Raw genomic sequence first — 12,207 nt, forward strand, 5'->3', positions numbered from 1 at the left:
TATCATGAAAATAAAATATTTATTATATAGCGTATTAACAGCTGCCGCCCTTTCGGGATGTATTGATGTTTTAGATAAAAAAGACTTATCTGCCATCACCGAAGAAGATGTTTGGAACAATGCCCAATATGCTACTGCTTATCTGAACAAATTGTATCGTGACAACCTTCCGGGCTGGGATCAGAACGTAGCCGGGTATTCAGACGAAGCTTATGGTGAAACAGGTATTTTATACGGTCAGCTCACCACAGCCTCAATAGATAGTTGGCCATACAAAGAAATCCGTAACATCAATATCATGTTAAGCAGTATCGAAACCGGAAATATAGATAACGCAACCAAAACCTCATTAAAAGCCCAGGCACTTGTTTTAAGAGCTTGGAGATATTTCCAAATGGTACGTTTATACGGTGGAGTTCCTATAATTCTGGAACCGCAGGCATTGACCGATGACTTATATGTCACCCGTAACAAAACTTCGGAATGCATCAACTTAATCATCAAAGATTTGGACGATGCTATCGATGCCCTGCCCTGGAAATGGACAGGAGATGACGAAGGACGCTTTACAAAAGCAACCGTAATGGCACTGAAAGGCCGGATTCTGCTCTATTATGCCAGCCCGCAATTCAATCCAGAGAACAAAGCGGAACGCTGGGAAACAGCATATACGTACAACAAAATGGCAACCGAACAAATAGAAGCCAACGGATATGGGCTGTACGATAGTTATGAGAATATCTGGTTTGATGAAATGAATAAAGAAGTATTATTCGTTACACGCTACCAGGAACCCGACCTGACCCACCATTGGGATGCTGCGACACGCCCTTTGTCGGAAGCACAAAATTATTCGGGCTGCAACCAACCTACAAAGGAAATGGTAGAATCTTACCCTATGATTACTGGTACTCCCATTACAGAATCGCCCGATTATGACCCGCTTCACTTCTGGCAAAACCGTGATCCCCGCTTCACCAGCACCATAGCCTATAATGGATGCATATGGGAATTGAGTGGTAAAAAAGGTAGAATCCAATGGACATACCAAGGACACTCTACCCTTAACCCCAGCAGCAGCGGTTTCTATTGCCGGAAAGCCATCAATGTAAGCTATACTCCCTATTATACTGAAAGAAGCAGTACCGACTGGATAGAAATACGTTTTACCGAAGTCTTGATGAACTATGCCGAATGTGCTGCCGAAAATGGAAAACTGGATGAAGCTTACGGAGTTTTAAAACGCATTCGCCAACGCGCCGGAATAGAAGCCGGAAGCAATGGCATGTATGGTCTGAAAGCAAACATGTCACACGATGAAATGATAGCTGCCATCATGTTGGAACGTAAAATAGAATTTGCCTATGAAGGCAAACGCTACTGGGATTTGCGCCGACGACGCATGTTCGCATCCGAAATGAATGGAACCCGACGTCATGGTCTTTTGCCCAAACTAAAGATTTCCCCCATCGAATTCGACAAAATAAAAGACAATATAGACATAGACAAAGACTATACGACCTATTTTAAAGATTCGGTGGTGGTATTAGACCAGAAATATGAAATCAATTTCCAAAACAACTATTATTTCTATGCCATTCCCAACAAGCATTTAGAAACCAATTCCAAGTTGGAGCAAACGCAAGATTGGGACAACGGAACATTCAATCCGTATGAATAGGAAATAGAAATACTAAAAAAGAAAGAGTGTGTCAAAATAATGATTTACGATATAACTGTCATTTAGAGCTTTTGACACACTCTTATCTCAAATCAATGGAACACAAAAACATAATCCATGTTTTAAACAAGAAAATCCATTGATTTATACATTTATTATTCTTTCCTTTGTTACATAAAAAGCCATTTCTGTCCTTTTGTTGCAGTCCTGCCACCAGAAGACACCTGATACTACCATCAGGAACCTGTCCAACCGGAAAAGACAGATATTGACAATAAATAAAAACACATTTAAAAGATTTATATGAATAAAAAGAATTTATTACTAGCCGGCGCTCTCTTTGTCTGCCTGAGTGGGCAAGCCCAACATACGATAAAACTATCAGAACTAGACCTATCTCAAATGTGGCAAGAGTATGGAAAAGTACAGGATGGAAAGTCTGTCACCGGAGAACAAGCCGCCATCAATGGAAAAACTTACAATGAAGTGATAGGTACCCATGCCAAAAGCATCCTGAAAATAGACCTTCACGGAGATGCCACGCGTCTGCGTTCCCAAATAGGTATCGCAGACAGCAAAATCGATATTTCGGACAAAAGCTTGGCCATCCTTCCATTAGTAAACGGAACAAAACTTTATTTTCGCAAAGAAGGCAATGATAAACAATTCTTGGGACTGGCCGGCACAAGTGGCAAAATAGATAAAGGATCTGTTTGCTTTATTGTGAAAGGCGACGGCAAAGAGCTTTACAACAGTGGCATCCTGCACGGCAAGGAATCCCCTCTCTCCATAGATGTAGACTTAAAAGGAATCCGTATATTAGAATTATTGGTAGAACCAACAGACGATGGTGGCAGTGGTGACAATGCTTTGTGGATTACTCCGACCATTGAGTATAAATCAACCCAGCCCGAAACCGTCCATGCGGGATATGCAGGAAAAGGGCCGGAAATGGCAACCAATGTATCCCGCAAACTGGCAGATAAAATCAGCAAGCTCCCTGTCTTATCCGTGCCCGCCTCTACAAAAACCGACTTTGACTGGTTAATCACACCCGAAAAAGCCAAAGCGGGCATCTATGCTTCAGCAGACGGTAAAAGCATTATCGTAGCCAATCCAATGGTATCCCGCACTTTCCGGATTTTCCCGAATCTGGCCACAACCAATATCATCAACCGTATGACCGGAGAAAGTATGCTTCGTGCTGTCAGCAGTGAAGGGAGCATACAAATTGATGGTAAGAAACACTTAATCGGGGGATTGGCCGGACAGCCGGAACGGGCTTACATTGAAGATAGATGGATAGAGAACATGACTAGCATTCCCGAATCTTTTTTGGTGGAAGACTTTGAAATTGCCCCCATCAAGGAAGATATTAAATGGGCACGCAGCCGCTGGGCACTCAATAAAGAAACGGCAACCGGCAGTGAAATCATCTTTACTTTGCGTGGTGACAAGGAACTAAAAGATGTCATTGTGAAACTCCATGTATCGATATACGATAAAATTCCCGTCATCCGCAAACGATTTGAAGTGATAAACCAATCCGGCCTGCCTATCAACATCGACACATTCCAATTGGAATACCTCGCTTTTGCCGAACCTGAATCTCCCGGAGGGGGTGACCCTTCCAAGTTCCTTTTGCCCAATATCCATATAGAAAGCGATTATGCCTGTGCCGGAAGTTTCACGGAAAAAGAAACAGACATTACCGAAAAATGGGTGACCGATCCCGATTATACCTCGCAACGAAACTATTTGCTGCAAACCCCTTGCATACTGGAAGTTTCTCCCAAAATGGGACCCGACCAGGCCGTTCCGTCCAAAGGAACTTTCCGTTCTTTCAGTGTCTACGAAATGCCGTTCGACAGCTACGACCGTGAACGTAAAGGACTGTTTACCCGCAAAATGTACCGCACCATCGCACCGTGGACTACAGAAAATCCCATCTTCATGCATCTCACCTCAACCCATCCGGAAACAGTGTACCGTGCCATCGACCAATGTGCCGAAACAGGCTATGAAATGATTATCCTGAGTTTTGGTTCGGGCCTGAATGCCGAAGACATATCGGATGCAAACATAGCCAAATACAAAGCGTTTGTGGACTACGCCCGTGACAAAGGCATCGAAATGGGGTGCTACTCTCTGCTTGCCAGCCGCTGGATTAGCGACGAGGTGGATGTCATCAATCCGAAAACAGGGAAGCGAGGCGGCATGACATTCGGCAGTTCGCCCTGCCTGTGCAGCGACTGGGGCTATGAATATTTCCATAAGATAAAGACTTTCTTCGAGAAAACCGGAATGCGTTGCTTTGAACACGATGGCTCTTATCCGGGAGATTTCTGTGCCTCGACCGTCCATCCCCACCATAAAGGACTGAAGGACTCGCAATGGAATCAATTTTATAAGATAACAGAACTTTATCACTGGATGTGCGAAAACGGAATCTACCTCAATGTACCCGACTTTTATTTCTTGAACGGCTCTACCAAGGTAGGCATCGGCTATCGTGAAGTCAACTGGTCATTACCACGCGACCGACAGCTTATCCACACCCGCCAACTGAACTATGACTGCACTTTCGAACGTATTCCTTCCTCCTTATGGAGCTTTGTTCCATTGGTGGAATACCAAGGAGGCGGAGCAGCTGCCACACTGGAGCCTTTGAGTGAACATTTATACGAATACAAAACACTGATGTTCCAAAATTATGGTGCAGGAGTACAAGCCTGCTATCGCGGCCCGCGTTTGTATGATACTCCCGAAACTAAAAAAGTAGTGGTGGAAATTATCAGCTGGTATAAGAAATACCGAAACATACTGAATAGCGATATCATCCACTTGCGCAAACCGGATGCCCGCGACTGGGATGGTATCATGCACGTTAATCCTGCCGGAAAAGAAAAAGGGCTGGCCATGTTCTATAACCCTACCGACAAAGAAATGACACGTAATATCCAACTTCCGCTCTACTACACCGGACTGACAAAAACAGCCAGCATCCGCGAGCAGGAAGGTACACCGGCAAACTATACCCTGAACAGAGATTACACAGTGAACCTTACCGTCAAAATCCCGGCAAGGGGATATACTTGGTATGTAATTGAATAACTAATTAAACCTATATAAATATCATGAAATTCAGAAAACTGACTTATCTGGCATTTGCCTTTTCCATCCCGTGCTTCCTTCAAGCACAACAGACCAAAATGAACATCGGGGTAGAGGCAGGCCAACTCAACTTCACCGTCTCATTCAAAGGACAGCCTGTCATCCTTTCCTCCCCCTTGGGAATGAATGTAGACAACCAGTTACTCGGAAAAGAAGTAAAGAGTAGCACCGCCAATACAACATCCGGAAAGTATAAGACATATACTATAGAAAAAAAGGACGGAAGTATCTATTACATAGACTCATGGGAATTCGATGACGGAGTAACCCTCCGTTATCGTATCCCTTCGGACGGCCCCCGTTGCATTTACGGTGAACAAACAGCCTACACTTTCCCATCAGGCACACACGTATGGTATGCCAGTGGCCCATTCCAATATGGATGGATACAATCCTATCAAGACCGGAATACCGATGCCATCAAAGACGAATTGCTGGCTCCTCCTGCCACATTCCTTTTGCCGGACGGAACCTATGCCGCCATCACAGAAGCCAATCTTTTCAACTTTCATGGGGCTGTTTTATTCGGCAAAGAAAACAACCGTGTACAGTTTGGCTATGTAGAAAACAAAGGACATGTGGAAAGTGGAATCATCACCGGTATCCCACAGTCCAAATACTGGCATGAAGAGGTTCGTAACATACCGTGGATTACCTCGCCACGCAACGGAGAAAATGAAATCGCCACCCCATGGCGCGTACTGATGCTGGCCGAAGACCTAGACGGTTTAGTCAATAACCAAATCATCGCCCAAGTATCCGACCGTCCCAATCCCACCCTTTTCCCAAAAGGAAAAGATACGGAATGGATTAAACCAGGACGTTCTGTTTTCACATGGCTGGTAGAAGGCAATGACCGACTCAGCGTAGCCAACCATAAAAAATATGTAGATGGAGCAGCCGAACTAGGACTACAATCGGTAGTGGTAGACGATGGTTGGGAACTTTGGGGAGAAACAGAAAAGAATGCCAACGGACGCTCCAAATGGGAGCTTTTAAAAGAACTGACAGACTATGCCAAAGCCAAGAAGGTAGACATTTGGGTGTGGCGACCTTCCTCTCCCCGTTCGGGCAACAAGACCGACATAGGGCTGGTAGATGCTGACGAACGAGCCAGCTTTATGAAGAAATGTACCGAAGCAGGTGTCAAAGGACTGAAGATTGATTTCTTCCATACCGAGAACCTCTTTACCGTCAACTTAATGGAAAATATTTTGAAAGATGCAGCCAAAGCACATTTGATGGTCATCTTTCATGGAGTAAACAAACCAACGGGAGACAGCTACACATATCCCAACCTTCTGGCAAAAGAAGCTGTACGCGGATTGGAATCCGTAGGAGCTGAGAATAGTTGGGCACCCGGTCCGGCATGGCCTTATCACAATACAGTGTTGCCTTTTACCCGTTGGCTGGCAGGTGCTGCGGATTATACACCATTGAACTTCCGACAATTCTGTCCGCCTTCGGTCAGCTTCACCCATCAGTTGGCAAGTATCTATGTGTTTACCTCCCCCATGCTGATCTTTGCAGCCGACATGGAAGATATGTTAACCTGTCCGGGACGGATGTTTATCGAAGAAGTTCCGGTGGTTTGGGATGAAACCAAGGTACTGCCCGAAAGCCGCATCGGAGAACTGGCAGCTTTAGCCAGAAGAAGCGGCGATACATGGTATCTTTCCGTACTTAACGGTGAAACGCCCTATAAAGGCGAACTCAAGACGGATTTCCTTTCCAAAGGCACTTACCGGATGACCATCGCATCGGATAAAAGCGGTGACTACAAACAAATCGTCATCAGCAACCGCAAAATCAAATCCGGCAAAACACTAAAACTTGACTTACTCTCGGGAGGAGGATATTTGGCAAAAATAGAAAAGATATAAGTCATTCTCCTTCATTAATTCCATAACCGAATAACGCAAAGTCTCCCAGACACGGATCGCCCGGAAAGACCTCGGCAAGTGCCCGGGTAATGGTCTTTGCGTTATTCAGTGTATAAGATTTACTTTGAGTAAGATGAAGCCGATGGGCCACTTCACTGACATGAGTATCCAGTGGAATCAATAAGTCGCAAGGCGAAAAAGAAGTCCAAATACCGAAATCAACTTCCGAGTCACGCCGTATCATCCAACGAAGAAACATATTCAGTTTCTTTTGCGGCGCCTTGTCCGACACACCCAATAAGCGGCATAGACGCTGCATCGGAGAACCTTCCCGACACACCATCAAAGCCGCCTCCATACAGCCGTATGCTGTATATATTCCATGCAACCAATGAAACAATTCTGCCATTTTGTTTTTCGACACCGTGCGATAGAAAGAGTCCTCCCCACAGAAATCCGATTTCCAATCTTCCGACAATACATAAGCCAAAGGTTTACGATGCATGGCGGCATCCAGCCTCTCTGCCGCCTTCAGTATCTGAGGCCGGGCACCAAAACTCAGATATGCTGTCAGGAAACCGCTTATTTCTATATCTTCCTTCCGATGATAGCGATGCGGAAACTGAACCGGATCGGATGATATAAAAGCGGCGTTATGGTATCGGGAAGCATATTTCCGAAGAAAACCGGCAACCGATACTTCTTCACCAATGCACTGCTGCTTGGTGATATAGGAGACAAAATACTCCTGCTCTTTCTTGTCATCTTTCATTAGTTTCACTGTTTGTATGCCACAAAGATAGGAAAAGCTTTCCAATTACCTACCTTCCGCATCAATTTGCAGTTCCAAACAATACCGGCAAAGTGAACTTCATATTCACCTTTTCACCATTGGCAAGTTCCGCCGGTTCCCATTGGGGAGAACGTTGCAGCAAACCTATGACAGCTTCCTCAAAAGCCTTGTTGCCCGGAGACTTCAACACCTTTATTTCTCCGAGTTCACCATTTGCCTGAACCAGAAAACCTATCACCACCAATCCCCCTTCCTCCTCATATCCTTCGGGATAGCGCAAATTCTCCGTTATCCATTTCACAAATCCGGATACATCTTCCGAACCTTTGAAACGAGGCATCCGCGCCCCCGGAGGCAGGACGGAGACCGTATCCAGCAATTCCCCCTGCAAAGTCAATGTATCCGCCTTGCGAGCATCCCGCCCATTAACCATCATCCAAAAACCTATCACGACCAAGGCCATGACCAATACCGGCAACCACGACAAACCTTGCTTTAACCGATTCTTCTTCTGAAACCTTTTATTCACCCCTTTCTGTCCCAGAAAATAAACTTCATCCTCTTTTATATCTTTTTTCATACATCCGACCTCCTATTATTACATGAATCTTCAAGGGCAGACTTCAACGCCTTCAAAGCCTCTTTGGGTACCTGAAGAACAAACCTCTCTTTGAAACCCGAATCATATAAAACCAATTCCTGCTTCGCTAAATTTACCATATAAATATAGTTGCTATTTACAATCAGGCTCCGCCCTATCCTCATGAAACCCTGGGCTTCCGACTGGAGTTGTTGCTCTATATGCCTTTCGAATACAGAAAGATTAAAAGAAAAAGTATGCTCCTCACCCCCAATCAATGTCAAGACCGAGTAACTGCCATCGGAAGCCACATACGCTATCCTGTCGGCAGCTACCCTCAACAAGAGATTATTATTTGATAATATAAGATACCTCATTGTCATTTTATTAATAAGATAACAGGATTATCATCCTCCTGCAACTGTTTCAACCATTCCGGCTGTTCTTCCGAAAGCATTTTCTCACGGGCCTCTATCAACGTTTCGGTTTGATAACAAACCACCAACTCGCCGGCCGTCGATACATTATATACACTGAAACGAGGCAAGCCTTCCAATGAATTCTCTATACCGGCAGACTCCTGTATTTTCGTCACTCCGGTAGCCTTGTTATAAACACCTGCATAGGCAAGACTATTACGTCCCTTCAACCAGCTGTCCACGTCATACATATTCTGAAACAAATTAAAATAAACGACATGCTCCGTTTCCATCACCCGCGTAACAATTAGTTTATCTGTCATAACACCCGCCTCCTCATATCGTTCAAAACCTCCCCATTTCCCCATGTGAAAAACAATCTCGGGCACCGGATGCCGGAAGTCGTCCTTCATTGCAAAAATGGTATCATTAAACGTATCCTTCATACGTAATTCCCCATGCAGATGCCAATAGGCATTATTATTCTGATGTCCGTATGTCCACTTGTTGTTTTCAAACTGCATTAGATATGTTTTTCCTCCCAACACCTCGGCCCCGACCAAAGGCAACACTAATTTAGGCTTTCCACCGGGAAACTTATTGTCCCCCTTCACAGGCAGCGAATCCGATTTTTCTCCGCCGGCTCCGTCATAAGAGTAAGAAAAAACAGTAGTATGCTCCGAAGGAAGATTGACATAAGTAAAGAATTTGTCTCCCATAAAATAAGGAGCGACAATTGTCCCCCGTGCACTTTCTTCCCATGACACGGTTTTCAGAAACTTGCCCTTTGCGTCATAACTCTGATACTTAGTCGGCGAAATACGAACATAAATAGTTTGCGTTATCGGATCTGCCATAAAATTAGTTCCGTGGGGATACTCCTCCGGACCATTTCCTATTTGCCCCACCTGACCGACATACCGTCCGTTTTCCTTATCAAACACTTTAATTGGCACACTGCTTGCACCGATAAGAATAAATTTATCCGTCACTGCCATTGCCGTCAAAGAAGACACAGCCACTACCGAAGAATCGGTGGTTTCGAGAGGAATATATCTCACCTGTTCTCCCAAGTCGGTCAAAGTGATATTCTTCCGGTTATGAAAAGCCTCTTCCACATCGATGACATTTGGCACGGCATCATAATCCGTTTGGTTCTTTCCACTGCAACCGGTGAGCACAGCCACACAAATGCTCAACGGAATAATAATGTTCTCTCTCATCGTATTAAGTTTAAATATTTATTTGAAAACAAATATACTCACTTCCGACAAGCAAGCCTATTTCTGTGCCAGGCATTTTACGAAACCCGCCTTTGGGTTTATGAAATCCGGTTCTCAACAAGACCATTCTCATTGTTGTCAAATTCATCGATAGAAAAGAGGTATCATTTTATGTTTCATGACATATATTCAGTTTTTATCTTCATAAAATTTTATCTTCCAATTTCATTTTACTTCTTTTGTAAAGACTAAAAACCAAAAGTAAGAATCCGGAATTTAACGTCACGGATAAATGGGATATATGGAATATTTTCCCTCACCAACAGTTCATATCCAATCATCCCAAGAATCAGGTAGTGGGACATTATAAAACAGAATTCGTACTGGAGAAACTAAACGAGGGAAAACTTAGCGGAAAGTTGAAAGAGATGGCTTTAAAGCTGAAAGAAGACGACAATAATTGCATAGCAATATATAAATTCAAATAAAGACAAGTAATAAATCGGTAACCGGAAAAGAGATAGAGTTTGCTTACACGTTTTGCTGATTTCATGCATCCACAGCGAAATATCCGTTTATCGGCTTATAAACAGTCTGTTTGTGAAGTGCCGCCTTTTCCGGCTTTTCCTACCCTACCCGCCGGCATGACTTTTACTTTCCAATCCGGAATATATAAAGAGAATGCCAGCGAGTAGGGAAAAGAAAAAAATCAGTCTGCCATATTTTCCATTTTTAATGTCCAGGCATAGTCACATGGCATTTCATCCATATACAAAGCCGGCATTTCCACTACAATATCATCTCCCTTTTGCTTCCAGCTGACTTTCTCCTTGGAACCCAGCAAAGAGATTTTTGTCTTGCCGGTAGAATGGATATCCTTCAATTTTATGGTATTTTTCGGATATGCAGGCAAAATGGCATATACAGTCTTCCCCTTTTTGGTAAAGAATACCTCTTTCACCGCATAACCCGGATCAGGATTCACTGTCTGCTTTAAGATAGCATCACCGCTCACATAGTGTTTTTCCTTTGATTTCCATTCCCGGTTTCCCTTCGTCCACTGGCAAGAGCGTATCCAAGCGCGCGTTCCATAAATCGCCTCACCGTTTACTTTCAGCCAGTCTCCCATCTGAACCAGACGTTCCTGCATAATCGGCGGAATTTTACCATTCGCGTTCGGACCTACATCAAGCAGCAGGTTTCCGCCATTACTTACGATATTAACCAAGGTCAGAACCAATGCCTTAGGAGAAGTATAATCTTCCAAATCCTCATTCTGATTATATCCGAAAGAAAGCCCTATCCCCCGGCATTCCTCCCATGGCTTATTATAAGATGCATCCGAATTGCTGTACTCTCTGGTATAATAATCCCCATGTTTCCGCCCTGTATTATTTGCCCAACGGTCATTTACCACAATACTGTCTTTCACCGGAGATTCAGAATAAAGCCATGCCAATGTTCTTTCCGCCTGCCATACTTTATCATTCATTGCATCAGGGCCATCCGACCAAATCAAGTCCGGTTTATACGTATTCACCAAATCTTTCAGCTGAGGAAAGAAATGTTTTTCATAAAACAATTCCATTGTCTCTTTGGTGTACAACGGATTCCCCCATTCGCGAAGCGAGAAATAACATCCCACTTTTATATGAGTCTTCCGCAACGCATCCACATATTCGCCCACCAAATCACGATGAGCCCCTATCACCATACTGTTCCAAGGTCTGCCATACGATGTGGAAGCCTCCTTGCTAGGCCATAACGCATAGCCGTCGTGATGCTTGGTTGTCAACACCGCATAACGGGCACCTGCACGTTCAAACAACTTCGCCCACTCATTGGCGTCATAACTCATCGCCTTGAACATGGGAGCAAAATCGGCATAAGTGAAGTCCCTGCCATACATCGCCGTATGAAAATCATAGATTTCCGTACCGGTAAAATCACCGTTCCCCATCAATTTCTTGTTTTCCAACCAATACTTATACCATTCGGAGTAAGTACCTTTAGGCGACCAGCCCGGTACGGAATACAACCCCCAGTGAATAAAAACACCAAATTTGGCGTCTTCAAACCAAGCCGGAACCGGACGTTTGTCCAGTGATTCCCAATCCGGAGTATATGCCTTTTGGGAAAACAGAGAAACTGAGACAAAACAGAAAAGAAGAGTAAAAATACTTTTTTTCATAGCACTCATCTTGTATTAAGTGAAAATTTTATTCATAACTACAATGTTAATCAAAAAGAATCGATAACAAGAACAATTCCCTTTAATTTATTCCAATTCCCGCCCATTCTAGTTTGCAGCAAAGAAAAAGATAGGATTTCCAGCCAAACCACCCACATAGTATATATAAGGTATACACCTCATCCAATCATATTCATCATCCAGCCAACATTTTGCTACAATCCGTTGATACCGGTCCTTCTGCTACCCTAGGCAGCTGAAAA

Annotated in this window: 8 protein-coding genes; 3 read left to right on the forward strand and 5 right to left on the reverse strand. The window is 44.0% G+C overall.

What is annotated here, in order from left to right:
* Positions 1-4 precede the first annotated feature (4 nt).
* The 3 genes from IR173_RS03380 to IR173_RS03390 all read left to right on the forward strand — a co-directional run bounded on the left by IR173_RS03380 (position 5) and on the right by IR173_RS03390 (position 6,738).
* A complete protein-coding gene (locus tag IR173_RS03380) occupies positions 5-1,681 on the forward strand; it encodes a RagB/SusD family nutrient uptake outer membrane protein (protein ID WP_237038262.1) in 1,677 nt (558 codons plus the stop codon).
* A gap of 303 nt (positions 1,682-1,984) precedes the next feature.
* Positions 1,985-4,795 carry an NPCBM/NEW2 domain-containing protein gene (locus IR173_RS03385; RefSeq protein WP_237038263.1) on the forward strand — a complete coding sequence of 937 codons (2,811 nt, stop codon included), beginning with the start codon at positions 1,985-1,987 and terminating at the stop codon, positions 4,793-4,795.
* Between the two features lie 23 nt (positions 4,796-4,818).
* Positions 4,819-6,738, forward strand: coding sequence for a glycoside hydrolase family 97 protein (locus tag IR173_RS03390; RefSeq protein ID WP_237038264.1), 1,920 nt, complete (start codon positions 4,819-4,821; stop codon positions 6,736-6,738).
* 1 nt (position 6,739) lies between these two features.
* Here IR173_RS03390 and IR173_RS03395 read toward each other — a convergent pair whose 3' ends face one another.
* The 5 genes from IR173_RS03395 to IR173_RS03415 all read right to left on the reverse strand — a co-directional run bounded on the left by IR173_RS03395 (position 6,740) and on the right by IR173_RS03415 (position 11,944).
* Entirely contained in the window at positions 6,740-7,510 is a 771-nt protein-coding gene (locus IR173_RS03395) for a TIGR02757 family protein (RefSeq protein ID WP_237038265.1), read from the reverse strand.
* 61 nt (positions 7,511-7,571) lie between these two features.
* The gene (locus IR173_RS03400) at positions 7,572-8,111 is read right to left on the reverse strand and encodes a TonB family protein (protein WP_237038266.1); all 540 of its coding nucleotides are present in this window, start codon (positions 8,109-8,111) and stop codon (positions 7,572-7,574) included.
* The gene (locus IR173_RS03405) at positions 8,108-8,488 is read right to left on the reverse strand and encodes a LytTR family transcriptional regulator DNA-binding domain-containing protein (protein ID WP_237038267.1); all 381 of its coding nucleotides are present in this window, start codon (positions 8,486-8,488) and stop codon (positions 8,108-8,110) included. Before IR173_RS03405 ends, IR173_RS03400 begins: the two co-directional genes overlap by 4 nt.
* A 2-nt stretch (positions 8,489-8,490) precedes the next feature.
* Positions 8,491-9,753: a 6-bladed beta-propeller gene (locus IR173_RS03410; protein WP_237038268.1), complete on the reverse strand. Its 1,263-nt coding sequence runs from the start codon at positions 9,751-9,753 to the stop codon at positions 8,491-8,493.
* 709 nt (positions 9,754-10,462) lie between these two features.
* Positions 10,463-11,944, reverse strand: a complete 1,482-nt coding sequence (locus IR173_RS03415) for an alpha-L-fucosidase (RefSeq protein ID WP_237038269.1) — start codon at positions 11,942-11,944, stop codon at positions 10,463-10,465.
* Positions 11,945-12,207: the final 263 nt, after the last annotated feature.

Origin of the sequence: Phocaeicola faecalis, assembly GCF_021730445.1 — a bacterium.
Classification (GTDB): domain Bacteria; phylum Bacteroidota; class Bacteroidia; order Bacteroidales; family Bacteroidaceae; genus Phocaeicola; species Phocaeicola faecalis.

What these genes read in the sequence shown, in the direction of transcription:
- IR173_RS03380 (WP_237038262.1), top strand. Translation starts at nt 5, where the DNA reads ATGAAAATAAAATATTTATTATATAGCGTATTAACAGCTGCCGCCCTT.
- IR173_RS03385 (WP_237038263.1), top strand. Translation starts at nt 1,985, where the DNA reads ATGAATAAAAAGAATTTATTACTAGCCGGCGCTCTCTTTGTCTGCCTG.
- IR173_RS03390 (WP_237038264.1), top strand. Translation starts at nt 4,819, where the DNA reads ATGAAATTCAGAAAACTGACTTATCTGGCATTTGCCTTTTCCATCCCG.
- IR173_RS03395 (WP_237038265.1), bottom strand. Translation starts at nt 7,510, where the DNA reads ATGAAAGATGACAAGAAAGAGCAGGAGTATTTTGTCTCCTATATCACC.
- IR173_RS03400 (WP_237038266.1), bottom strand. Translation starts at nt 8,111, where the DNA reads ATGAAAAAAGATATAAAAGAGGATGAAGTTTATTTTCTGGGACAGAAA.
- IR173_RS03405 (WP_237038267.1), bottom strand. Translation starts at nt 8,488, where the DNA reads ATGAGGTATCTTATATTATCAAATAATAATCTCTTGTTGAGGGTAGCT.
- IR173_RS03410 (WP_237038268.1), bottom strand. Translation starts at nt 9,753, where the DNA reads ATGAGAGAGAACATTATTATTCCGTTGAGCATTTGTGTGGCTGTGCTC.
- IR173_RS03415 (WP_237038269.1), bottom strand. Translation starts at nt 11,944, where the DNA reads ATGAAAAAAAGTATTTTTACTCTTCTTTTCTGTTTTGTCTCAGTTTCT.